Origin of the sequence: Inhella sp. (genome assembly GCF_041912635.1) — a bacterium.
Lineage (GTDB): Bacteria > Pseudomonadota > Gammaproteobacteria > Burkholderiales > Burkholderiaceae_C > Inhella.
In genome coordinates, this window is the sequence record NZ_JAYRMO010000011.1 from 1 (window position 1) to 23409 (window position 23409).

The following is a 23409-nucleotide window of genomic DNA, read 5'->3' on the forward strand; positions in this document are numbered from 1 at the left end:
CAGGGCGATGTGCATGTGCTCTCCAGCCCCCGCATCGCCACGCTGAACAACCAGAAGGCCTTGCTGAAGGTGGGTTCGGACGAGCTCTACGTCACCGGCATCACCAACAACAACAGCACCAACAACAACACCAACACCACCACGCAGGCGCCCACGCTTCAGCTCACGCCCTTCTTCTCCGGCATCGTGCTGGACGTGACGCCGCAGATCGACCCCAACGGCCAGGTGATGCTGCATGTGCACCCCTCGATCAGCCTGGTGACTGAGCGCGAAAAGATCCTCGACCTCGGCACCCTGGGCAATTTCCGCCTGCCGCTGGCCGCTTCCACCATCAACGAGACGGATTCCATTGTGCGCGTGGGCGATGGCCAGATCGTCGCCATCGGCGGCCTGATGACGCAGGAGCTGCGCGGCGACCGCACCGGCCTGCCGGTGCTCAGCAACCTTCCGGTGGTGGGCAATCTGTTCGGCCAGAAGAGCAAGATCAACCGCAAGCGCGAGCTGGTCATCCTGATCAAGCCCACCGTCATCCCGGCCGATGGCCGCTGGCCCGCCGAGCTGAGCGCGCCGGCCCTGCCGGTGCCGCCGGAACCGCAGCGCAAGCCGGAATGAACCCGCCGGTATGAACCAACCTGTGCGCATCCGCCTGGGCGACCTGCTGACGCAGGAGGGCCTGATCCAGCCCGCCCAGCTGCAGGAGGCCCTGGCCCTGCAGAAGGCCACCGGGCGCAAGCTGGGCCGCATCTTTGTCGACAACGGCTGGGTCACCGAGGCGCAGATCGCCAAGACGGTGGCGCGCCAGCTGCGCGTGCCGTATCAAGACCTGGGCGATGTGGTGGTGCGCCCCGAGGCCGTGCGCGCCCTGCCGGAGGGCCAGGCCCGCCGCATGCGCGCCATGGTGCTGGAAAGCGATGCGCTGGGCGCACGCGTGGCCATGGCCGACCCGACCGACATCGCCGCCTTCGACGAGATCGCCCGCATCCTGAAGAAGGACGTCCAACTGGTGGCCGTGGCGGAAAGCCAGCTGATGGCGCTGATCGACCGCAGCTACACGCTGGGCGAGGACATCGGTAGCCTGGCCAAGGAGCTGACCACCGAGATGGGCGCGGTGGAGGACGAGCTCGGCGAGCTGCTCGGCCTGAACGCCGCCGCCGCCGAGGACGCACCGGTGGTGCGTCTGCTGCTCTCGGTGTTCGAGGAGGCGCTGCGCAAGCGCGCCTCAGACATCCACATCGAGCCGCAGGAAAAGAGCCTGCGCATCCGCTTCCGCATCGATGGCGTGCTGCAGGTGCAGACCGAGGCCGATGCCAAGATTGCCAGCGCCGTGGCCCTGCGCCTGAAGCTGATGAGCGGCCTGGACATCTCCGAACGCCGCCTGCCGCAGGACGGCCGTTTCCACGTCAAGCTGCGCAACACCAATGTGGACGTGCGCATCTCCACCATGCCGACCCAGCATGGCGAATCGGTGGTGATGCGTCTGCTCAACCAGGGCACCGGCCTGCTCAGCCTGCCCGGCCTGAGCCTGCCCGAGCCGGTGGCGGCGGCCATCCACCGCGCCATCGCGCGGCCCAGCGGCATGTTCCTGGTCACCGGCCCCACCGGCTCGGGCAAGACCACCACGCTCTACGCCACGCTGAACGCGCTGAACAACACCGAGCGCAAGATCATCACGGTCGAGGACCCGGTGGAGTACCGCCTGCCCGGCCTGAACCAGGTGCAGGTGCACGAGAAGATCGAGCTCAGCTTCGAGCGCGTGCTGCGCGCCGCCCTGCGCCAGGACCCGGACGTGGTGCTGGTGGGCGAGATGCGCGACCAGGTGACCGCCGAGGTGGGCCTGCGCGCCGCCATGACCGGCCACTTGGTGCTCTCCACCCTGCACACCAACGACGCGCTCTCCACACCCATCCGCCTGCTCGACATGGGCGTGCCGCGCTACATGGTGGCGCTTTCCCTTCACCTGGTGCTGGCGCAGCGACTGGTGCGCACGATCTGCACCCATTGCAGCGAAACGCATGAGCCCACGCCGCAGGAACGCGCCTGGTTCGAGGCCAATGGCGAGGACCTGGCCGGCGCCACGCTGAAGAAGGGCCGCGGCTGCGTGCATTGCAGCGACACCGGCTACTCCGGCCGTACCGGCGTGTACGAGTTCCTGGAGATGGATCAGGACCTGATCAATGCCCTGAACCGCGGCGACAACGAGGGCTTTGCGCGCGTCGGCCGCGCGCAGATGAAGGGCAACAGCCTGCGCCACGATGCCCTGCGCCTCGTCAAGACCGGCCGCACCACGCTGGACGAGGCCCTGCGCGTCTCCACCGCGGTGGACGACGAAGACCTCTAAGTCACGATGCCCAAGTTCGCCTACACCGGCCGCAGTGCGCAGGGGCGTGTCACCGGTTCGCTGGAGGCCGTCAGTGCAACCGCGGTGGCCGATCAGCTGCGCAGCGAGGGCGTCACGGTGCTGAGCGTGCAGGCCCAGGAAGGCGGCGGCGCTGATACCGGGCCCGGCCTGCAGCAGCGCCTGGACGCGCTACTCAAACCCGCCATCCAGCCGGTGGACATGCTGGTGTTCACGCGCCAGCTGCACACTCTGCTGAAGTCCGGCGTGCCCATCCTGCGCGCGCTGGCCGGCCTGACCGAGTCGGCCACCAACGAGCGCATGAAGGAAACCTTGCAGGCGGTGCGCGCCAGCCTCGAATCGGGCATCGAGCTGAGCCGCTGCTTCGCCCAGCACCCCAAGGTGTTCGACCACTTCTTCGTCGCCATGGTGCGCGTGGGCGAGATGACCGGCCGCCTGGACGAGGTGTTCATGCGCCTGTTCGAGCACCAGGAGTTCGAGCTCTTCATGGGCCAGCAGGTCAAGTCGGCGCTGCGCTACCCGCTGTTCGTCATGGCGGCCATGGTCGCGGCCATCGGCGTCATCAACGTAATGGTGATTCCGGCCTTTGCCGGCGTCTTCAAGAGCCTGGGCGCCGAGCTGCCGCTGGCCACGCGCATCCTGATCGCCACCTCGGAGTTCACCCTCCGCTACGGTTGGCTGCTGGTCGGCCTGGTGGGCGTCGGTACCTTTGCGCTCAAGCGCTGGATCGAGACCGAACCCGGCCGCCTGGCCTGGGACCGTTTCAAGCTGCGCATCCCGGTGGCCGGCAAGATCGTGCTCAAGGCCGAACTGGCGCGCTTTTCGCGCAGCCTGGCGCTGGCGCTGCGCAGTGGCGTGCCGGTTGAGCAGGCGCTCACCGTGGTGGCGCAGACCTGCGAGAACCGCCATGTGTCCGGCAAGATCGAAGGCATGCGCGCCAGCATCGAGCGCGGTGAATCCCTGCTGCGCGCGGCCATTGCCACCGGCGTGTTCACGCCCGTGGTGCTGCAGATGATCGCGGTGGGCGAGGAGACCGGCGCCGTCGACGAGCTGATGCAGGAGGTGGCACAGCTCTACGGCAATGACGTGCAGTACGAGCTCAAGACCCTGGGCCAGCAGATCGAGCCCATCCTCATCGTCTTCCTGGGCGTGCTGGTGCTGATCCTGGCCATGGGCGTGTTCCTGCCGATCTGGGACCTGGGTCGGGTCTCCTTCAAGCGCTGACGCCGTGCAGCTGCGGCGCTATCTGGAGTTTGCGGTGGTGGTGGCGGTCTTGGGCGTGCTGGCTTGGGTGCTGCGCTCCCGCTTTGATGACATCCAGGCCGAAGCCCGTTCGGTGCAGCTGCGCATGGCGGCCGAGGCGGCGCGCAGCAACGCGCAGCTGCTGCAGCTCAAGTGCCCGGATTGGGCGGACCTTGCGTGCATGCAGCGCGTGCTGACGGAGCTGCGCCGTGCAAGCCTGCAGGTGCCCTTGGCCGCTGAAGCACAGCAAATCGACAACTGGCCTGCAGAACCTGGGCAGCAACGCCTGCAGGCGCTTGCCAGCGCGAGCGGACTGAGTGACCTGCGTGCAGGTTGGAGACTGCGGCCGCTGGGAGCAGAACGGCTTGAAGTGACTCTGTCGAATGTGAACGAATGCCGTTTCGTGTTGCACGCCGACATCAAGGCCCGCATCATCCGCGCCGAAGATATCCAATCCCGTTGTTGAGCTACAGATTCCCTAGAACAGGAGATTCACCATGCGTTCCAGCCCCCGTCTGCAAGCCGGCTTCACGATCATCGAACTGATCGTGGTCATCGTGATCCTGGGCATCCTGGCGGCGACGGCGCTGCCGCGTTTCGTCGACATCGGTGACGACGCCAAGATCGCCGCGACCAAGGGCGTGGCCGGTGCCGCAGGCTCGGCGATGACGCTGAACTACAGCGGTTGCTCGGTCGTGAACCACAGCACCACCAATGCGGCCAAATGCAAAACCGTCAATGATTGCGCCACCGCCACGGTGGGTGGCCTGATGCAGGGCGGCATGCCGACTGGGTATACCTCGGCACTCAAGTCGGGTGAAACCGCGTCGTCGGCCAATGGCACGACCTTCGTCTGCGAAATCTCCAACAGCGACAGCACGCCGAAGAAGGCCGAGTTCACGGCCATCGCTGCCGGCAACTGACGGATTCGTCCCATGCTGCGGGGCGGTTGGCTCAAGCTGGGCCTGTGGGCCGCCCTGCTCTGGCTGTGCCTGGGCTCCGCCCAGGCCGCCAGCTACAGCTACCGCAGTGACAGCTTCGCCTGGGAAACGGCCGCCAACACCATCAACACCTGGGATGGTGGCAGCTGTACGGGCTACCCTGGTGATGACGATCGCGTCACCATCAACCTGACCGGCGGCTTTGTGTTCCGCTTTGCCGGGGTGAACTACAGCTCGGTGCGGGTGCTTTCCAACGGCATGCTGCAGTTCGGAGCCGACACCGGCTTCTTCCGCAACTACACCAACACCACGCTGCCCGCGGGTGCGGCCACGGCGCGTTCGGGCTGCACGGCCTCTGCCACGGACCGGGTCATCATGGCCTACTGGACCGACCTTGATCCTTCCCGCGCCGGCAGTGGCAAGGTGAGCTGGGAGCAGAAGGGCACGGCACCCAATCGGCGGCTGGTGGTGTCCTGGAACAGCGTCTACCAGTACAACACCAGCACCCCCTACACCTTTCAGATCATTCTGTACGAGGGGGGCGAATTCAAGTTCCAGTACGGCAACGCCAACGCCACAGGCTCGCAGGCCACCATCGGCGTGCAGGTCAGCAACTCGGACTACACGCTGTATTCCTTCAACAGTGGCTACAACGCGAATGGCTCGGCCATCCGGTGGTTCGTGCCATCGGGTCTGCCGGAGCGGGTGGCGGAGTACCGCTTCGATGAGTTCGTCTACACCGGCCAGGTGGGCGAGGTGCGCGATGCCTCCGCCCAGGAGCAGCATGGTGTGGCGGTGGGCGATGCCGTCACCGACCCCGGCGGCAAGGTGTGTCGGGCCCTGGATGTGGACCGCAACACCGATGCGACCCGGCGTGGCGTTGACAGCCTGCTGAACCTGCCTTCAGGGGTCGGCAATAGCGGCACGCTCTCCTTCTGGTACCGCGCGGCGGTTTCCTGGAACAGCAGCCAGGCGGCCATGCTGATGGACGCCAGCGGACAGACCGACCAGCCCTTTTACCTGCAGCGCGACAGCGGCGGCGTGCTGCGTCTGCGCCTGACGGACAGCGCCGGCGCCACCCTGAGTGCCAGCACGTCCGCGCAGAACTTCCCTGCCAACCAATGGGTCCATGTGGCGGCCACCTGGAAGCTGGCCAGCGGCAGCAATCAGAGCACCCTGCGCCTGTATGTGAATGGCAGTCTGACCGGCACGGGCGTCGGCACCACCAGCGGCAGCCTGGCCTCCAGCCTGGGCAGTCTGTTCGTCGGGGACAACCGCCTGAGTGCCGCGCCGGCGGGTGGCACCGACGACTCGGCCAACGGTCGGATCGACGAGCTGCGGGTCTACAACTTCGACCTCGGCCCGGTGGAAATCGCCGCGGACATGGTGCAGACGCATGACTGCACGCCACCCCTGCACCATCTGGAGATCCGGCACGCCAGCGGCAACGGCATCACCTGCACGCCCAGCAGCTTCGAAGTGCGCGCCTGCACCGATGCCAGTTGCTCCGTGCCGTACACGGCAGGGGTTAGCGGCAGCTTGGGTGCCAGCAACGCCAGCTGGTTGTGGCCTGCGGGCGCCGGCTTCACCATTCCGGCGGGCAGCAGCTTCGTCACGGTGCAGGGCCAACTCCCGGTGGTGGGCAGCGCCACCCTGGGCGTGGCCAGCAGTTCACCCGCGGCCACCAATGCGCTGCGCTGCAACTTCGGCAGCCCGGAGTGCAGCTTCACTGCCGCCGCGGCGGGCTTCCTGGTCAGCCTGTCCAACCACCGCGCCGAAGCCAGCACCACGCTGGGCATTGCCGCCGTGCGCCAGAGCGACAACAGCCTAGCCTGCACGCCCGCCTTTGCCAGCGTCAGCAAGAGCCTGACCTTGGCCTGTGGCTATGTGAACCCGGCCACCGGAACGCTGCCGGTGCGGGTGGCGGGGCAGGCCCTGAACGCCTCGGGCAGCAGCGCGGCGGCCTGTGGCAGCCGCGCCCTCAGCGTGGCCTTCGATGCCACCGGCAGTGCCAGCCTGACGCTGCAGTACGCTGACGTCGGACGCTTCAGCGTCACCGCCACCTACACCGGCAGTGCGGCAAGCGGGGACGCCGGCCTGAGCATGACGGGCAGCGCGCAGGCCGTGGCCGCGCCCAAGGATTTCCTGTTCAGCAATCTGCCCAGCGGCGCGCAGGTGGCGGGCGCCGCCTTCGGTCTGCGCCTGACCGCCCGCAACACCGCGGATGCCGCCACGCCCAACTTCGGGCAGGAGGGCGAAACCGTGGCGCTCACCCACACCAAGCTCACCCCGGTGTTTGCGGGCGCCCAGGCCGGAGCCTTCAGCCATGGGGCGCTGAGCTTCACCGCCGGGGTGGCGAACCCGGCGGACCTGATCTGGACCGAAGTGGGCACCATCAACCTGGCTGCCGCCTTGAGCGACAACGACTACCTGGGCAGCGGACTGGCCGTGACGGGCAGCACCGCAGCGGCCATCGGCCCTTTCCGCCCGGCCCGCTTCAAGGTCAGCGGCAGCCCTGCCTGCGGCAGCTTCAGCTACGCCGGCCTGGCGGGTTCCAGCGATCTGCCGGGCCAGGCCCTGCCGGGTGTGACCGTGGAGGCCGTGAATGCGCTGGGTGCGCGAACCCTGAATTACGACGGCAGCCAGGGCAATGCAAACGACTACGCGCAGGCCGTCGTGTTCAGCGAGGCCGTGGCGTCGGGCAAGGGCAGTTTCGACCCCACGGGCGCGCCGGCCAGCCGCTTCGCCCTGGGCATCACGCCGGAGCTGGCGCTCAGTTACCGGCTCAGCAGCAAGCTCACGGCGCCTTTCAGCACCAGCCTGCGCGTCACCGATGCCCTGGGCGTGAGCAGCAGCGGGGGGGCGGAGCCGAGCTTCGCGCTGCGCAGTGGCCGCCTGCTGCTGCAAAGCGCCATCGGCAGCAGCCGCAACGCGCTGGCGCTGCCCCTGCGACTGGAGTACTGGAGCGGCAAGAGCTGGGTGCTCGGCAGTGACGACAGCTGCACCGGCCCGGCGCTGGCCGGCAAGCTGACGGCGGTGGCGCAGTCCAACCGCGTGGGCCTGAACGGGGCCGCGGCGGGCTGGACGACGGCGGTGCAGTCCCTGAGCCTGGCCAGCGGCATCGGCAGCCTGACCCTGGGTGCGCCAAGCGGTGGCGGCGCGGGCACGCTGGACGTGGCATTGAACCTGGGCAGCACCACCACCGACCGCGCCTGCCTGCCCAACCACCCCGCCACCACCGGCGCCGGCCTGCCCTGGCTGCGTGCCCGCCAAGGCACCCTGAACGGTTGCGCCGACGCCGGTAATCCGCTCGGTCGTTGGGACAGCGACCCGAGTGCGCGGGCCAGCTTCGGCTCGGTGACGGCTGAAAGCCAGAAGAGGTTGCATGAGCGCCAGGTTTACTGATCAGGGGGGCTTCACCCTGGTGGAACTGGTGGCGGTGCTGCTGCTGCTGGGCGTGCTGGCGGCCGTGGCGCTGCCGCGGCTCGCGGGCCTGGGCGAGTTCCGCAGCGATGCCTGGCGCGGCCAGGCCCTGGCCGGCCTGCGCCTGGCGGCGGCCACGGCCGTGGGTCATCGACGCCTGGTGTGCGCCAGTTTTGCGGCCGACGGGCAACTGAGCCTGAGCGTGGCCGGCAGCAATCCGGCCAGCAGCTGCGGCAGCAGCCTGCCTGGGCCGGACGGCGCAAGCAGCTTTGCGGAGGCCGCCGGTACCAGCGTCACCGTCACGCCGGCGGGCACGCTGTACTTCCAGCCCAATGGCCGCGTCAGCCGCGACGGCGCCGGGTTGCAGGTGGCGAACCGCAGCATCACGGCCAGCGGCATGGCGGCGATCACCGTCTACGGCGAGAGCGGCCATGCGGAATAGGCGGCGCGGGTTCACATTGGTCGAGCTGATCTTGGCCATCGTGGTGCTGGGTGTGGGGCTGGCCGGGGTGCTGCTGGCCTTCCAGCAGACCACGCGCAGTTCGGCCGACCCGCTGGTCAACCGCCAGTTGCTGGCCATCGCCGAGGGCATGCTCGAAGAGGTGCAGAGCCGGCCCTACAGCAGCAGCACCCCGCCCGTGGCCGGCGGCTGCGCGCGCAGCGGCTTCTACGACATCGACGACTACGCCGGCTACAGCCAGGGCATCTGCACCGTGGCGGGGGTGCCGGTGACGGGGTTGGCGGCCTATGCGGTCGAAGTGGCGGTCGCCGATGTCAGCCTGGCCGGCGTGCCGGCCAAGCGCATCACGGTGACGGCGCGGCGCGGTGCGGCCGACAGCCTGCAACTGGTGGGCTGGCGCACGGGGTATGCGCCATGACGCGCAGCCGCGGTTTCAGCCTGGTCGAGCTCATCCTCGTCATCGTGGTGCTGGGCGTGCTGGCCGGCGTCGTGACCGTGTTCGTGCGGCCGGCGGTGCAGGGCTTCATTGCGCAGCGCCATCGCAGCGAGTTGCAGTCGGCCGCGCAAGGCGCGCTGCAGGCCATGCAACGCGACATCCGCTCGGCTGTGCCCAATTCCATCCGCACGCCTTCCGACCAATGCTTCGAGCTGGTGCCCACGATCGGGGGTGGGCGCTACCGGATGGCGCCAGACACGGTGAATGACCCGGCCACCTGTGCCACGGCCGCCAGTTGCTCCGCGGCCTTGGACCCCGCCACGCTGACCCAGCGCTTCGACGTGTTGGGCCCCCTGAATGGCGCCGCGGCGGTGGGCGACTTCGTGGTGGTGGGCAACCAGAATGGCAACGAGGTCTACGGCAGCGGCATCAATCGCGCGGTCATCACGGCCACGAACGAGGCCATGGGCAATGCCGCCTTTGGCAGCCAGCGCATCGCGATTGCGCCCACCCAGTTTCCGAATGGCGGCTTCGGCGGGCGCTTCCAGGTGGTGCCCGCCACCGAGCAGGCGGTGTTCTACATCTGCAGCGGTGCTGGCCTGGATGCGGCCGGCAATGGCACCGGCCAACTCGTGCGGCGCCGTGCCTATGGTTTCAACGCCAGCTATCCCTCGACCTGTCCTGCGGTGGGCCTAGGGGATGACGTGCTGGCCACGCGTGTCTCGGCCTGCAGCTTCGAGTACGGCCAGGCGGCGTTGACGGAATACGGCCTAATGAGTTTGCAGCTCGAGCTCAGCCGAGACGGCGAGCGCGTCAGCCTGCAACTGAGCGCCATGGTGAGCAACATCCCATGAAGGCGGCCAGCAGGGGGTTGGGAGCCTTGGCCGCGCTGGTGGTGCTGGTCCTGCTGGCTTTGCTGGCGGCAAGCGTGGTGCGCTTGAGCGTTGGGGCTCAGGCGGGCATGGCGCAGGAGGTGCAGGGCGCGCGTGCCCAGGCCGCGGTGCGCGCCGGACTGGATTGGGGGCTGTACAAGCTGCTCAAGCCAGGTGGCGGGTGGAGTGGCTGCGGGGTCGCCGTGCCGCCCATCAGCCAAACCCTGGATCTGCGCAGTGAGACAGGCTTTCGCGTCACCGTCAGCTGCACAGGCACCGCCTACAAAGAGGGTGAGGCATCACCCGGCACGGCCGCCACCACCACCGTCTACCAGCTGCGCGCGGTAGCCTGCAACGGCCAGGTGGCCAACTGCCCGGACAACGCCGCCGCTCTGGGCGCCCAGTATGTGGAGCGCCAGCGTGAGGTGACGGTCAGCAACTGAGCCGCCGCGGGCCGGAACGCAAAGAGCCCCGCCGGAGCAGGGCTCAAAAAACAAAAGCCCCGCCAGGGCGGGGCTTTGCAGGTGCACAGGGTGCGGGGCTGAATTACTTCTTGCCCTTGGCCTTGCCCTTGGCGGGAGCGGCCGGAGCGGCAGCCACCACGATCTCTTCGACCTTCGGCTCCACCGGGGTGGCGACGACGGGGTTCGGCTTGCCGTGGGTGACGACCTTGACGCCGGCGGGCAGCTTGATGTCGTTGACATGCACGCTGTGGCCCTTGGTCAGACCGCTCAGGTCCACTTCGATGAACTCGGGCAGTTCCACCGCGACGCAGGTGATTTCCAGCTCGGTCACGATGTGGCTGACGGTGCACTTGTCGGTCTTCACGGCAACCGACTCGGCCTCGCCGATGAAGTGCAGCGGCACCTTCTTGGTGATCTTGGTGGTGCTGTCCACGCGCTGGAAGTCCACGTGCAGGACTTGCGGCTTCCAGGGGTGGTACTGCACGTCACGCAGCAGCACCTTGGATTCCTTGCCGTTCAGTTCCATGTCGAGGATGGAGCTGTGGAAGGCTTCCTTCTTCAGGGCGTGGAACAGGGCGTTGTGATCGAGTTCGATCATGGCGGGTTCGCCGGCGCCGAAGACGATGCCGGGGACCTTGCCCGAGATACGCAGGCGGCGGCTCGCACCAGTGCCTTGCAGCTTGCGCTCGAAAGCGACGAATTTCATGGTTTCACTCCAGTGAGTCGGTGGCTCGCGACCAAGCCCCCGTTTGCAAAAAGGGGCCGCCAAGGGCAGCCCCGAGGAAAGACGCCAGGTGGCGTCCGATTCTTAGAAGTTGTTGTTTTGCTCGCTAAAGAGCGAGGTCACCGACTCGCCATCGCTGATGCGGCGGATGGTCTCGGCGAACAGGAAGGCCACCGAGAGCTGACGGATCTTGCCGCAGGCGCGGGCCGCGTCGGTCAGCGGAATGGTGTTGGTGATGACCACCTCGTCCAGGGCCGAGCCGGCAATGCGCTCGATCGCGGGGCCGCTGAGGATGGGGTGGGTGCAATAGGCGTAGACCGACTTGGCGCCGCGGTCCTTCAGGACTTCGGCCGCCTTCACCAGCGTGCCGGCGGTGTCGATCATGTCGTCCATGATCACGCAGTTGCGGCCCTCGATCTCGCCGATGACGTGCATCACCTCGGAGACATTGGCGGCGGGACGGCGCTTGTCGATGATGGCCAGGTCGCAGCCCAGCTGCTTGGCCAGCGCGCGGGCGCGCACCACGCCGCCGACGTCGGGGCTCACCACCACCAGATCCTGGTAGCTCTTGCTCTTCAGGTCGGAGAGCAGCACCGGGCTGGCGTAGATGTTGTCGACCGGGATGTCGAAGAAGCCCTGGATCTGGTCGGCGTGCAGGTCCATCGTGAGCACGCGCTCGATGCCGACAGTTTCCAGCAGGTTGGCGACGACTTTGGCCGAGATCGGCACACGCGTCGAGCGCGGGCGGCGGTCCTGGCGGGCGTAGCCGAAGTAGGGGATGACGGCGGTGATGCGGCGGGCGCTGGCGCGCTTGAGCGCGTCGGCCATCACCAGCAGCTCCATCAGGTTGTCGTTCGTCGGCGCGCAGGTGGGCTGGATGACGAACACGTCGCGGGCGCGGACGTTCTGCTGGATTTCGACGGCCACTTCGCCGTCCGAGAACCGACCGACCGACGCACGGCCCAGTTCAGCGCCCAGATGGGTGGCAATTTCCTGCGACAGCGCCGGGTTGGCGTTGCCGGTGAACAGCACGGTGTTGTTGAGCACGGGGCGTTCCTTTAACGGCAGCTACGGCGCCAGGCACAGCAGAAAAAATTTGGCAGGGGAGGAAGGACTCGAACCCTCGCATGTCGGAATCAAAATCCGATGCCTTGACCAACTTGGCGACTCCCCTACACAGGACCCCGGCTGACGCCGTTGCCCTCAAACTTTCAGTCTTCCAGCCACGCCGCCAGCGGCAAGGCTTCCAGACTGCGACAGATCTTTCCTTCCCACTGCTCTGGAACTTCGATGAAGCTCCCAAGCTCGGTCGCCATGGGCAGGTCGTCTCTGTCAATCTGCGCAAACACTGCGCTGCCTGAACCGGTCATCCGACTGTTGCCGAAGCGGTTCTGCAGCAATTTCAGCGCGTCTGCGATTTCCGGGCACTGCGCTTGCGCTGCCGCCTGTAGATCGTTTCGCTGCTGAAGCCATTTGTCTGCAACAGAGCCCGCGACTATAGACTGTGTTTTTGAGGTCTGCAAGAGGGGGCTCGAAAAAATTGCGGCGGTCGGCAGGCTTTGGAGAGGTTTGAGCACGGCCAGACGCAGGGCGGGCAGCTCCACCGGGGTCAGCTGCTCGCCAATGCCTTGCGCGAAAGCCGGCCCTCGGCCCAGGAAGAAGGGCACATCGGCGCCGAGCGTCAGGCCCAGTTGCATCAGGCGCGTGCGGTTCCAGTCCAGGCCCCAGAGGCGGTTCAGGCCGATCAGCACGGTGGCCGCATCCGATGATCCGCCGCCCATGCCGGCACCCGATGGGAGGCACTTGTCCAGGTGGATGTCCACGCCCAGGCTGCAGCCGCTGGCCTGCTGCAATGCCCGGGCGGCGCGCACGCACAGGTCTTCGGCCGGCAGATCGCCGGGGCGACGGTCCTGGCGCTGGATGCGGCCATCGCTGCGCTTTTCCAAGTGCAGGGTGTCGGCCCAGTCGATGGGCACGAACAGGGATTCAAGCAGGTGGTAGCCATCGGAGCGCTTGCCTACCACGTGTAGAAAGAGGTTCAGCTTGGCCGGGGCCGGCAGCTCGTAGAGGGCCTTCATGCCGGCGGATTCAACAGGATGCGCAGGCGCAGGGCGCCCTGGCCGCCCTGGGCCGGGCGGCTCAGCAGCAATCGCTGGGGGTCTTCACGCTGAACCAGCCAGCCGTCCTGCACAAAGCCCAGCTCGTGCGCCTCATGAGGGGCCAGCGGGCTGGGGCGGCCGTGCAGCCAGTCGAACAGCAGGCGCAGCGGCAGGGCCGGGCCCTGCATGGCCTGGCCCAGGGCCCAGCCCAATTCGTCCATGTCGGCGTAGCGATGGGGTTGTCTGGTGTCGTCCAGCCAGAGGCCGGCTTCATCCCAGCGTGCCTGCGCCAGGGTGGTGCCCAGCGGGCTGTTGAGCAGCAGGCTGCCGCGCTTCAGATCGCCCTGCAGCTCAAAGAGCGCCGAGCCGGCCTGCGCGCGCTGGCCATTGCCCGCTTCCATCTGGTAGCCGAGCTTGCCGCTCCAGCCCTGGCTGGGCGGTGACGGGGGGAGCGGGGCACAGCCCGCCAGCAGCGCGCTCAGCAGCAGGGCGCGGCGTTTCATCGCAGGCCCAGGCGGCGACGCGTGCTGCGCAGCACCTCGTTGCTGCCATCGCGCGCGCTGGTCTCATCCAGCAGCCGGCGTGCCTCCTCTTGATTGCCGCGTGCCCACAGCACTTCGGCCAGGTGGGCGGCAATCTCGGTGTCCAGCCGGGCCCGGTAGGCACGGCGCAGCAGGGTTTCGGCCTCGTCCAGCTTGCCCTCGCGAAAGGCCACCCAGCCCAGGCTGTCAACGATGGCGGGCTCCTGGCCACCGATCTCCAGCGCCGTTTCGATCAGCTCGCGCGCCTCAGCGAGGCGCAGGCCGCGCTCGGCCAACGAGTAACCGAGCGCATTGCGCGCGTGGTGGTGGCGCGGCTCCAGCTCCATCACGCGGCGCAGCTGGCGCTCCATGTCGTCGAACTGCTTGAGGCGCTCCAGGCTCATGGCATGTTCGTAGAGCAGGTCGGTGTTGTCGGGCTCGGCCTTCACGGCCTGGCCGAGCAGCTCGTGGGCATCTTTCCAGCGGTTGGCCTCGCGCAGGATCTGCACCTCGGCCAGGAGGCGGCGGCGCTCGATGTCCGGACCGTCGCCCGGCAGGGCGCGGGCGGCTGCACGTGCCTGCTCAAGTTCGCCCTGCCGGGCCTGCAGCAGGGCGCGGCGGAAGGCCACCTCCAGCGCGCGCTGCGGGTCCTGGGCTTCGTCCAGCACCTGGGCGGCCTCCTTGAGCTGGCCTTGCTGCTCCAGCGCCTGCGAGAGCAGCAGCAGGGCCGAGGCCTGTGCGGCCAGGCGGTTGGCGTGGCTCTCGGGCAGGCGCTTGAGGTAATCGCGCAGCGCGGTCTCGGCCTGCTTGGGCTGGCGCAGGTCGAGGGCGAGCGAGCCGATCGCGTAGGCGTGGCCGATCTCGTCGGGCTGCTCGGCCGCCAGCGTCTGGAAGAGGGCCAGGGACTCGACGCTGCGCTGATCGCGCGCCAGCGCGCGGGCCCAGGCCAGGCGATAAGCCGGATCGCGGCTGCCGCGGTCGATCAGCTCCTCGGCCGCCGGCAGGTGACGCACCAGATCCAGCGCCTGCCAGGCGGGCAGCTGGTTGTCGGCGTCCAGCTGGCGTGCCTCACGCAGCTGGTTCAGCGTGAGCGGGTGGTTGCCCGCCTGCTGGGCCAGCTGGGCAATGACGCAGGCTGCCAACGAGCGGCGCAGGCTGCGTGCGGCGGCGTTGTCGCGCTCGGCCGCCAGGCCGGGCTCCAAGGCATCGAAGGCATTGGGTTGGCGCACCAGGCGCGGCAGCGTGGCCAGATGCTGGGCGCGCGCCTGGCCGTCCGGGCTTTGCTGCAGCCAATCGAGCAACGGGCCGGGCAGCTCGCCCAGTTGGCCCAGGGCCGCCATCAGTTGAAGCTGGGTCTGCAGGGCCTCAGTGGATTCAGGCAGAGCCTGGCGCCAGGCCCGCGTGGCCTGCAGCGCCTCATTGCCGGCGCGCGCCTGCAGGGCGACGTTCACGACGCGGCGGAACAAGGCTTCGTCGCCCGTGCGGCGCGCCGCGTCCAGCAGCACCTGGAAGGCCACGCCGGGCTGGCCGCGCTGCAGCTCCAGTTCGGCAATCAGCAGTTGGTAGAACAGCGGGGCATCAAGCGCCGAGCTTTGCACCGCAGGCGGTGGCGCGCTGGTGGCGGCCGCAACCGGCGGTGCGGTGGGCTGGGCCTGAGCGAGCAGGGGCAGGGCAAGGGCCCAGGGTGCGAGACGGCGGAGAGAGGGTGCAGGCATGGCGGCGCCGATTGTGCCGACTGGGCTCCCTGCCGCCGCTTGGCATGGGTTCCTACACTGGCACGATGCCCGAGCTGCCCGAAGTCGAGATCACCCGCCAGGGATTTGCTGCCGCGCTGGAAGGCGCCACGCTGCGCGAGCTGCGCCTGGGCAAACCGCTGCGCTGGCCACTGGGAATCGAGCCGGCCGCACTGCGCGGCGCGCGCATCGGCGCCGCGAGCCGGCGTGGCAAATACATTTGGCTGCCGCTGGACCGGCCCGCTCCGCAGGGTGGCTTGCTGCTGCACCTGGGCATGTCGGGTTCGCTGGCCTTCACACCCGAACCGCAGGCGCTGGGGCCGCACCAGCACCTGGCCATCGACACCAGCCAGGGCTGCCTGACGCTGACCGACCCGCGCCGCTTCGGCGCCGCCGTCTGGTCCGCCGCGCTGGATCAGGAACCGGCGCGCAACCTGCTGGCCGGCCTGGGCGCCGAGCCCTTTGATCCGGCCTTCGATGCCGCGGCCCTGCATCGGGGCCTGCAGGGCCGGCGTGTGCCCATCAAGCAGGCCTTGCTGGCGGGCGATGTGGTGGTGGGTGCCGGGAACATCTACGCCTGTGAAGCCCTCTGGCAGGCCGGCATCCACCCGGCCACGCCGGCCAGCCGCATCGGCCCCAAGCGCTGCGCGCGCCTGCTGGCGGCGGTGCGCGCCGTGCTGCAGGACGCGCTGGCGGTCGGCGGCAGCACGCTGCGGGATTTCTCCAGCAGCCTGGGCGCGATCGGCCGCTACCAGAGCCTGGTGGCGGTGTACGGCCGCGAGGGCCAGCCCTGCCCGCGCTGCCGCACGGCGGTGCGGCGCATCGTGCAGGGCCAGCGCTCGACCTTCTTTTGTCCGCGCTGTCAGAAGCCATGAAGACCGAGTTCGCCCCGCTGCTGATCGCCTGGCAACGCCGCCACGGCCGCCACGAATTGCCCTGGTCGGGCAGCCGCGACCCTTACCGCGTCTGGCTCTCCGAGGTGATGCTGCAGCAGACCCAGGTGGCCACCGTGCGGGCCTACTACGCGCGCTTTCTGGAGCGCTTTCCCGACGTGCAGGCACTGGCCGCGGCGCCGCTGGATGAGGTGCTGGCGCTCTGGGCTGGCCTGGGCTACTACTCGCGCGCCCGCAATCTGCATGCCTGTGCTCAGGCGGTGGCGGCCCTGGGTGGATTCCCGCGCACCGCGGCAGAGCTGGAGCAATTGCCCGGCATCGGCCGTAGCACGGCGCGCGCCATCGCGGCCTTCTGTTTTGACGAGCGGCTCTCCATCCTGGACGGCAACGTCAAGCGCGTGCTGGCGCGCCTGCTGGCCTTCGAGCAGGACATCGCCCAGGCGCGGGCGCAGCGCGAGCTCTGGGCACTGGCCGACGCGCTGGTGCCGGCGCGCGCGGCCGACATGCCGGCCTATACCCAGGGCCTGATGGACCTGGGCTCGGCGGTGTGCACACCGCGCCAACCGCGCTGCGGCGAATGCCCGGTGGCGGCGCTGTGCCAGGCGCAGGCGCAGGGCCGGCAGGCCGAGCTGCCGGTGAAGAGCCGGCGCCTGACGCGCGGCCGGCGCGAGCATTGGTGGCTATGGCTGGAGCGCGCCGAGGACCAGGCGCTGTGGCTGCAGCAACGCCCGGCCAAGGGCGTGTGGGCGGGGCTGTGGACCCTGCCGCTGTTCGACAGCGAACCCGAGCTGCAGGCCCTGCTGCCGGAGCAGGTGCTGGAGCTGCTGCCGCGCATCGAGCACGCGCTGACGCATTTCGACTGGGTGCTGCACCCACGCCGTGCGCTTTGGCCCCAGGGCGAGCCCGAGTTGCCCGGCCGCTGGGTGGCGCGTGAAGAGCTGCCGCGCTACGGCCTGCCGGCGCCGCTGCGAAAGTTGCTGGGATGAGCGGCGAGCCGAGCTGGGACTGGTTGAGCGAGGACCTGCTCTGCCTGCGCCTGCCCGGCGAGCCGGCCCTCCCTGGCCAGCGCCGCCTGCTTGCCCTGGCCCAGGCCCTGCGGGGCCGGCCCGAGTTCATCGACCTGGTGCCCGGCCTGCACAGCCTGAGCTGCGTGCTCGCCCCGGGCGCCGACTCGGCCGGCGCCGAGGCTCTGGCGCGCCAGGCCTGGGGCAAAGCGCGCGCCAGCGCACGCGCCGGGCGCGAGCGCCTGCTGCCGGTGCAGTACGGCGGCGAGGCCGGGCCGGACCTGCCCGAGGCCGCGGCCCTGCTGGGCCTGAGCGAAGCGCAGCTGATCGAGGCGCATTGCGCGCCGGTCTACGAAGTGGCCTGCCTGGGCTTTCTGCCCGGCTTCCCCTACCTGCTGGGCTTGCCGCCGCGGCTGGTGCTGCCGCGCCGTGCCACGCCACGCCTGCGCGTGCCGGCGGGTTCGGTCGGCATCGGCGGCGCGCAGACGGGGGTCTACCCCTGCGAATCCCCGGGCGGCTGGCAGCTGATCGGCCGCTGCACCCAGGCCCTGTTTGACCCGCTGGCGGAAGAGCCCAGCTGGCTGCTGCCGGGCGATCGCCTGCGGTTCGTACCCGCATGATCGAAATCCTGCGCTGCGGCCCGCTCTCCACCGTGCAGGACGATGGCCGCCACGGCCTGCGCCATCTGGGCGTGCCGGCTGCCGGCGCGCTGGACGACTGGGCGCTGGCGCGGCTCAATGCCCTGCTGGGCAATGCGCCCGAGGCCGCGGCGCTGGAACTGGTGGCCGGGCCGCTGGAATTGCGCATCGAGCGCGAGGGCTGGCTGGCCCTGTGCGGCGCGCCCTTCGAGATGCGCCTGGACGGCCGGCTGCTGCGCCCCGAATGGCGCTGGCCCTGCCGCGCCGGCCAGGTGCTGCGCCTGGATGGGCCGCTGAGCGGCCAGCGCGCCCTGCTGGGCTTTGCCGGCGGCCTGGCGCTGCCACCCGTGCTGGGCGCGCGTGCCACCGACCTGCGCAGCGGCTTCGGCGGCCTGCACGGCCGCGCGCTGCGCAAGGGTGATCGGCTGGCGCTCGGCCTCGCGCCGCGCCTGCATGGCGTGCGCGGCCTGCGCGCGCCCGAGTGGGATGGCCGGCTGCGCGCGCTGCCCGGGCCCGAGCTGGCCGCACTGGACCTGCGCTCGCGCGACGCGCTGTGGGGCGAGGTTTGGAAGGTCGAGCCACAGAGCGACCGCATGGGCCTGCGCCTGAGCGGCCCCCTGCTGAGCCTACGCCGGCCGCTGGAGCTGGCCTCCACCGCCGTGCTGCCCGGCACGCTGCAGCTGCCGCCGGCCGGCCAGCCCATCGCCTTGCTGGCCGATGCCGGTACCACCGGCGGCTATCCGCGCGTGGCTATCGTCATCGCGGCCGATCTGTGGAGGCTGGCGCAGGCGCGGCCCGGTAGCGCGCTGCGCCTGCAGCCCTGCAATCTGGAGGCCGCACGAGCGGCCCGGGCACAGCGTCGGCATGAACTCGCACTGCAACGGAGGGCGCTTGTCGATTGAGTTGAACGCCGATGTCGGCGACGGCGCCGGCGCCGACGCCGAGCTCTTGGCCTTGGTAGAGCGCGCCAACATCGCCTGCGGCTGGCATGCGGGTGACGGGGCGCAGATGCGCGCGGCCCTGCAAGCCTGCCGGCAGCTCGGCGTGGCGGCCGGCGCGCACCCGAGCTTCCCGGACCGTGCCGGCTTTGGCCGCACGCCCATGCAGCGCGCGCCGCAGGACGTCGAGGCCGATCTGATCGCCCAGATTGCCGGCCTGCAGGCGCTGGCGGCGCGCGAGGGCGTGCGCCTCGCGCATGTCAAACCGCATGGTGCGCTCTACAACCAGGCGGCGCGCGATGCCACGCTGGCCGACGCCGTGGCCCGCGCCGTGCGGGCCGTGGACCCCGGCCTGGCGCTCGTCGGCTTGGCAGGCAGCGAACTGCTGGCCGCGGCGCAGCGCCATGGCCTGCGGGCCCTGGCCGAGGCCTTTGCCGACCGCGCCTACGCGCCCGACGGCAGCCTGGTGCCACGCGGCCAGCCCGGCGCGGTGCTGTACGAAACCGCCGCCGTGCTGGAACAGGTGCGCGAGCTGGTGCGGAACCAGCGCGTGCGCGTGACCGGGGGCGCCTGGCTGCCGCTGCGGGCCGACACGCTGTGCCTGCATGGCGACGGCCCGGCCGCACTGGCGCTGGCGCGCGCCCTGCGCTCGGAATGGCCTCTTCAGTGAACTGAGGCTGTACCGCGCAGGCGCGCAATCAGCTCCTGCATCACCGCCAGCTCGGCCGGCGGCAGCAGGCCGGCGCGCAGCAGGGCCTCGCGCTCCAGTTGGCGCAGGCGCCAGCCGAATTCGTCGATCAGCAACTGCAGCTCCTGGTGCAGGCGCGGGTCGGGTTGGCTGGCCAGCTCCAGCAGCGTGGCGGCGGGGTCGCCCACGTCCAGGCCGGTGCTGGAAAACGAAGCCTGGATGCGCAGCAGGCGAAAGCGCTCCAGCGTGCCCACCAGGGTCTCCACCAGCGGCAGGGCGCCGAGCAGGGGCTGTTGCTGCTGCTCCAGCCATTGGTTGAGTTCGTCGCTGTGCCGTACGGCGCTGTTCAGAACGTCCAGGATGGCGGGGCTGAACTCGCCCGGAATCAGCCGGCTGGCCACGCTGGCACGGGCCAGGGCACCCACGCCGCTGTCGATCAGCGCCATCAGCCACTCGGCGGCGGCCAGGATCTGGTGCTCGAGCGGAAAGTTCTCTTCCAGCAGGCCGCGCGGATAGCCGAAGCCGTCCAGGCGCTCGTGGTGGTTCAGCACCGCCGCCGCCACCTTGGGGCCGGCGCCCTTCATCGGCTTGAGCACGCGATGCCCGATCACCGGGTGCGAGGCGATGTGACGCCATTGCGCAATCTGCAATTCGGCATCGCGCTGCAGCAGGCGGGGCTCGATGTAGAGCTCGCCCACATCGTGCAGCAGCGCGGCCACGGCCAGTTCCAGGTGCAGGGCTGCCTGGCCAGGCAGCAGGCGCTGCGCCAGGCCCAGGGTCAGCATCGCCACGCCCACGCTGTGCGCCAGGCGGTCGCCCTGGTGGTCGGCATAGATGGTGAGCAGGCTCTGCACCGGCATGCTCAGGTTCAGGCTGGCCAGGCGCAGCGGCAGCGCCTGCAGACGCGCCGCACCGCACAGCGTGCCCAGCAGCGAGTGGCGTTCCAGCAGCTGCTGGGCCAGCGGGCCAAAGACGGCGGGCACCACGCCGTCGGCCACGCTCATGCAGTCTTCCAGAGGTTTGGCCAACTTGTAGCGCAGCAGGCGGTCGCGGGTGCCGGCATCGATACGCGTGCCCTTGGCCAGCAGCTTGGTGCCATTGCCGGCCATGATGTCTTCACTGGCTTGCACCGTGCGGTGCTCGGCCGTGTGCATCACATGCTCCAGGTAGTGGGGGTTGACGTCGTTGCTGGGCATGGCGTGCGCAAGTTCAAGGCCACCATGATGCGGCAGGCGCCTTGCGCCCACCTGAATCCAGCGCAAATTGGCGTCGCTTTGCGGCCGGCTCAGGCTGCCGCGCGCTGCGCGGGCTCGTTCAGCTGCGCCAGCAGGCGCTGCAGCACGGCGGCTTCCTGCGCCCCCAACCGGCTGCTGTGCAGCAGGGCCTCGCGCTCCAGTTCCTGCAGGCGCCAACAGAACTCGTCGACCAGGGCCTGCAGATCGCGCTTCAGCTCGGCGTCCTGCGCCTCGGCCACGCTGTGCAGCAGGGCGTCGGGCGTCAGGCTGTCCAGCCCCGCACTGCTGAAGCCCGCCAGCAGGCGGCGCAGCCGGGCCAGGTGCAGGTCCAGCAGCTGGCTCAAGGTGGCGCTGGCGCGTTGCTGCTGCTGGCTGGCCCAGGGCAGCAGGGTGCGCGCCTGCTGCAGGGCGCGTGCCAGACGCTCTACCCGCACCTGGCCCAGGGCCAGCGGGGCGGGCTCCCAGTTGCGCGCCTGTGGGGCCTGGGCCGCCTGGTGAACCCAGCCCAGCAGGGCGGGGTGGAACTCACCGGGAATCAGCCGGGCGGCGATGCTGGCGCGCAGGAGCGCGCTGCCGCCGGCCTCCAGCAAGCCGGCCAGCCACTCGGCCGCGGCCAGCACCTGGTGGTCCAGCGGGAAGGCGCCTTGAGCAATGCCGCGCGGAAAGCCGAAGCCGTCCAGCCGTTCGTGGTGGTCCAGCACCGCCGCCGCCACCGCCGGGCCCGCGCCTTCCATGCGCTGCAGCACGCGGTGGGCGATCAGCGGATGGCTGGCAATCGGCCGCCACTGCAGCGCCGCCAGGGTGTCGGCCTGGCCCAGCAGTTCGGGGTCCAGGTAGAGCTCGCCCACATCGTGCAGCAGGGCGGCCAGCGCCAGCTGCTGGTGACGTTCCACCTGGCCGGGCAGCAGGCGTCGGGCTTGGCTCAGGGTGAGCAGGGCGACCCGCAGCGCGTGCGGCAGGCGCTGCTGGTCGGCCAGCAGGGTCAGCAAGGCCTGCGCGGGTGGGGTCAGTTCCAGCCGGCCCAGGGATTCCGGCAGCGGCCGGCCGCGCCCGGCCGGGCAGAGCGGGGCCAGCAGTTCATCGGTTTCCAGCAAGCGCTGCGCCTGTTCTGCCAGCTGCGGGCCGGTGACGGGGTGCTGAAATTGCACGCACTCCTCCAGCGGCCGGGCCAGGCGGTTCAGCAGCAGTACTTCACGTGCCGCGGGGCCGATGCAGCTGCCCTGGCTCAGCAGGCAGGCACCGCCCTCCGCCAAGATGTCCCGGCTGGCCATCAGCTCCTGCCGGGCCCCGCAGGCCAGCAGGTGGTTCAAGTAGTGCGGGTTGACCTCGGCGGCTTCTTGGTGCGTACCCATGGTGGCTCCCTGGTGCCAGTCCTGCTGTTGCTCTGCTCATCTTGTGGGTGGAATGCGCGCTCGCCAAGCGAAAGCCGGGCTATTCCTCCAAGAGAAGGAGCGGCTGGGGCCTGGATCGAGGGAGGCTGAAGTGGCTGGGCGGCGCTTGCCCGGGCCGGGCGATCGGCGTACCTTGGGCGCAGCGGCCCGCCCGCGTGGCCGCCTTTGGAAACCGCCATGCGCAAACGCATCTACTGGCTGCTGCCCAACCACCGCAGTGCCCGCCAGGTCATGGACGACCTGCTGCTGGCCCGGATCGAGGAAGGCCATATCCACTTCGCGGCCCGCGAGGGGGCCGAGATGGAGGGCCTGCACCCGGCCAACATCCTGCAGACCTCGGATCTGGTGGAGGCCGCGCAGGTCGGCCTGGGCATCGGCGCTGCCCTGGGGGGCGCGGCGGGCGTGCTGGCCGCCTACCTGCTGGTGGATGGCAGCTCGCGCGCGGCCGGCGTGGTGATGCTGATGGCCGGTGTGGGCGCGGCCCTGGGAACCTGGAGCGCCAGCATGATCGGCAGCTCCACCCCGAGCCGGCGCCTGAAGCGCTTCGAGCAGGCGATCGAGAGCGGCGAATACCTGCTGATGGTGGATGTGCCGCGCACCCGTGTGGAAGCGGTCGAAGCCCTGCTGCAGGCGCGTCACCCCGAGGGGCATTCGGAGGGCCTGGAGCCCCATATTCCGGCTTTCCCCTGAGAAGCTGAGAGCCGCCTGATCCGGCACGGTGCCCGTTCAGGCGCCGCCCCGTGCAGTGCATCGCAGCAGGGCTGCGCGGGGCGCTGGCGCTCCCTAATCTGACCTCATTCGTGATGTCAGGAGACCGCCATGTCCCGCTCTAAGTTGTTGTTTTTCCTGCTGGCCGGTTCCCTGCTCGGCGGCGCCCAGGCCCAGGAGGGTCAGCTCGGTGGCTTTAAGGCCGGCATCGAGCTGCGCGAGCAGGCCACCCAGAAGGAGTTGGGCCTGCCCCTGTACCCCGGCGCCCAGCCGCAGCGTGACGACGCCAAGGACAAAGGCGCCGTGACCCTGGGTCTGTGGGGCGGTGCCTTCGGCCTGCACCTGGCGGTGGGCAAGTACGCCAGCGCCGACCGCTTCGACGAGGTGGCGCGCTACTACCGCGTGGCCATGGCCGCCTATGGCCCGGTGCTGGAGTGCCGGCCCGAAAACTCAGGCGCCAAGGCGCCCAAACCGGCTGCGAAGGGCGGCGAAGAGGCCCTGAGCTGCCAGGACGCCGAACCCGGTGCTGGCGGCCTGGTGCTCAAGGTGGGCAAGCCCAAGGATCAGCGCGTCGTCGCGCTGCAGACCAAGGGCGCGCAGGTGCACTTTCAGCTGGTGCGCATCGAGGCGCGCGGCACCTGAG

At 69.8% G+C, this 23409-nt stretch carries 24 protein-coding genes and 1 tRNA gene; 17 read left to right on the top strand and 8 right to left on the bottom strand.

The genetic code is table 11. From position 1 onward, the window contains the following. The 10 genes from ACE3QP_RS08240 to ACE3QP_RS08285 form a co-directional block, all read left to right on the top strand. Positions 1-612 (top strand): type II secretion system protein GspD (locus ACE3QP_RS08240; protein ID WP_374435089.1); only part of this gene is annotated, 612 nt, incomplete at its 5' end. 10 nt (positions 613-622) lie between these two features. Then, positions 623-2338, top strand: a complete 1716-nt coding sequence (locus ACE3QP_RS08245) for a GspE/PulE family protein (protein ID WP_374435091.1) — start codon at positions 623-625, stop codon at positions 2336-2338. A gap of 6 nt (positions 2339-2344) precedes the next feature. Beyond that, a complete protein-coding gene (locus tag ACE3QP_RS08250) occupies positions 2345-3580 on the top strand; it encodes a type II secretion system F family protein (protein ID WP_374435092.1) in 1236 nt (411 codons plus the stop codon). A gap of 4 nt (positions 3581-3584) precedes the next feature. Then, on the top strand, positions 3585-4064 hold the full coding sequence (locus tag ACE3QP_RS08255) for a hypothetical protein (RefSeq protein WP_374435094.1): 480 nt from the start codon (positions 3585-3587) through the stop codon (positions 4062-4064). Positions 4065-4095: 31 nt separating this feature from the next. Beyond that, positions 4096-4521, top strand: coding sequence for a prepilin-type N-terminal cleavage/methylation domain-containing protein (locus tag ACE3QP_RS08260; protein ID WP_374435096.1), 426 nt, complete (start codon positions 4096-4098; stop codon positions 4519-4521). Between the two features lie 12 nt (positions 4522-4533). Next, positions 4534-7944, top strand: a complete 3411-nt coding sequence (locus ACE3QP_RS08265; RefSeq protein ID WP_374435097.1) for a DUF6701 domain-containing protein — start codon at positions 4534-4536, stop codon at positions 7942-7944. Beyond that, positions 7925-8404, top strand: coding sequence for a prepilin-type N-terminal cleavage/methylation domain-containing protein (locus ACE3QP_RS08270; protein WP_374435100.1), 480 nt, complete (start codon positions 7925-7927; stop codon positions 8402-8404). Before ACE3QP_RS08265 ends, ACE3QP_RS08270 begins: the two co-directional genes overlap by 20 nt. After that, positions 8394-8840, top strand: a complete 447-nt coding sequence (locus tag ACE3QP_RS08275; protein ID WP_374435101.1) for a prepilin-type N-terminal cleavage/methylation domain-containing protein — start codon at positions 8394-8396, stop codon at positions 8838-8840. The genes ACE3QP_RS08270 and ACE3QP_RS08275 overlap by 11 nt, the downstream gene beginning before the upstream one ends. Next, complete coding sequence (locus ACE3QP_RS08280) at positions 8837-9712, top strand: type II secretion system protein J (protein WP_374435103.1); 876 nt, start codon at positions 8837-8839, stop codon at positions 9710-9712. The genes ACE3QP_RS08275 and ACE3QP_RS08280 overlap by 4 nt, the downstream gene beginning before the upstream one ends. Beyond that, entirely contained in the window at positions 9709-10173 is a 465-nt protein-coding gene (locus ACE3QP_RS08285; RefSeq protein WP_374435105.1) for an MSHA biogenesis protein MshP, read from the top strand. Before ACE3QP_RS08280 ends, ACE3QP_RS08285 begins: the two co-directional genes overlap by 4 nt. Positions 10174-10276: 103 nt before the next feature. On the opposite strand, the gene ACE3QP_RS08290 is transcribed toward ACE3QP_RS08285, so the two are convergent. From ACE3QP_RS08290 to ACE3QP_RS08315, 6 genes are all read right to left on the bottom strand, one after another. Further along, on the bottom strand, positions 10277-10900 hold the full coding sequence (locus ACE3QP_RS08290) for a 50S ribosomal protein L25/general stress protein Ctc (protein ID WP_198113549.1): 624 nt from the start codon (positions 10898-10900) through the stop codon (positions 10277-10279). A gap of 102 nt (positions 10901-11002) precedes the next feature. Beyond that, on the bottom strand, positions 11003-11965 hold the full coding sequence (locus tag ACE3QP_RS08295; protein ID WP_198113548.1) for a ribose-phosphate pyrophosphokinase: 963 nt from the start codon (positions 11963-11965) through the stop codon (positions 11003-11005). 50 nt (positions 11966-12015) lie between these two features. Next, positions 12016-12092, bottom strand: a tRNA-Gln gene (locus tag ACE3QP_RS08300). 37 nt (positions 12093-12129) lie between these two features. Beyond that, positions 12130-12996 (bottom strand): 4-(cytidine 5'-diphospho)-2-C-methyl-D-erythritol kinase, encoded by an 867-nt coding sequence (locus ACE3QP_RS08305; RefSeq protein ID WP_374435107.1) that lies wholly within the window; start codon positions 12994-12996, stop codon positions 12130-12132. Beyond that, positions 12993-13520, bottom strand: coding sequence for a lipoprotein insertase outer membrane protein LolB (locus ACE3QP_RS08310; protein ID WP_374435109.1), 528 nt, complete (start codon positions 13518-13520; stop codon positions 12993-12995). Before ACE3QP_RS08310 ends, ACE3QP_RS08305 begins: the two co-directional genes overlap by 4 nt. Next, entirely contained in the window at positions 13517-15253 is a 1737-nt protein-coding gene (locus tag ACE3QP_RS08315; RefSeq protein WP_374435112.1) for a tetratricopeptide repeat protein, read from the bottom strand. Before ACE3QP_RS08315 ends, ACE3QP_RS08310 begins: the two co-directional genes overlap by 4 nt. Positions 15254-15318: 65 nt before the next feature. Here ACE3QP_RS08315 and mutM point away from each other — a divergent pair, with 65 nt between their 5' ends. Genes mutM through ACE3QP_RS08340 form a run of 5 tightly spaced genes read left to right on the top strand, consistent with a single transcriptional unit; the run spans position 15319 to position 19414 of the window. Beyond that, positions 15319-16146 carry a bifunctional DNA-formamidopyrimidine glycosylase/DNA-(apurinic or apyrimidinic site) lyase gene (gene mutM, locus ACE3QP_RS08320; protein ID WP_374435114.1) on the top strand — a complete coding sequence of 276 codons (828 nt, stop codon included), beginning with the start codon at positions 15319-15321 and terminating at the stop codon, positions 16144-16146. Then, positions 16143-17150 carry an A/G-specific adenine glycosylase gene (gene mutY / locus ACE3QP_RS08325; RefSeq protein ID WP_374435116.1) on the top strand — a complete coding sequence of 336 codons (1008 nt, stop codon included), beginning with the start codon at positions 16143-16145 and terminating at the stop codon, positions 17148-17150. Before mutM ends, mutY begins: the two co-directional genes overlap by 4 nt. Then, a complete protein-coding gene (gene pxpB, locus ACE3QP_RS08330) occupies positions 17147-17788 on the top strand; it encodes a 5-oxoprolinase subunit PxpB (protein WP_374435118.1) in 642 nt (213 codons plus the stop codon). The genes mutY and pxpB overlap by 4 nt, the downstream gene beginning before the upstream one ends. Continuing rightward, positions 17785-18708: a biotin-dependent carboxyltransferase family protein gene (locus tag ACE3QP_RS08335; protein ID WP_374435120.1), complete on the top strand. Its 924-nt coding sequence runs from the start codon at positions 17785-17787 to the stop codon at positions 18706-18708. The genes pxpB and ACE3QP_RS08335 overlap by 4 nt, the downstream gene beginning before the upstream one ends. Continuing rightward, positions 18698-19414: a 5-oxoprolinase subunit PxpA gene (locus tag ACE3QP_RS08340; protein ID WP_374435122.1), complete on the top strand. Its 717-nt coding sequence runs from the start codon at positions 18698-18700 to the stop codon at positions 19412-19414. Before ACE3QP_RS08335 ends, ACE3QP_RS08340 begins: the two co-directional genes overlap by 11 nt. Here ACE3QP_RS08340 and ACE3QP_RS08345 read toward each other — a convergent pair. Continuing rightward, on the bottom strand, positions 19408-20628 hold the full coding sequence (locus tag ACE3QP_RS08345) for an HD-GYP domain-containing protein (RefSeq protein ID WP_374435124.1): 1221 nt from the start codon (positions 20626-20628) through the stop codon (positions 19408-19410). The genes ACE3QP_RS08340 and ACE3QP_RS08345 overlap by 7 nt on opposite strands. Before the next feature lie 89 nt (positions 20629-20717). Next, positions 20718-22019, bottom strand: a complete 1302-nt coding sequence (locus ACE3QP_RS08350) for an HD-GYP domain-containing protein (RefSeq protein WP_374435125.1) — start codon at positions 22017-22019, stop codon at positions 20718-20720. A gap of 216 nt (positions 22020-22235) precedes the next feature. Here ACE3QP_RS08350 and ACE3QP_RS08355 point away from each other — a divergent pair, with 216 nt between their 5' ends. After that, on the top strand, positions 22236-22748 hold the full coding sequence (locus tag ACE3QP_RS08355) for a DUF1269 domain-containing protein (RefSeq protein WP_374435127.1): 513 nt from the start codon (positions 22236-22238) through the stop codon (positions 22746-22748). Between the two features lie 129 nt (positions 22749-22877). Beyond that, entirely contained in the window at positions 22878-23408 is a 531-nt protein-coding gene (locus tag ACE3QP_RS08360; protein ID WP_374435129.1) for a hypothetical protein, read from the top strand. The last annotated feature ends 1 nt before the right edge of the window (position 23409 follow it).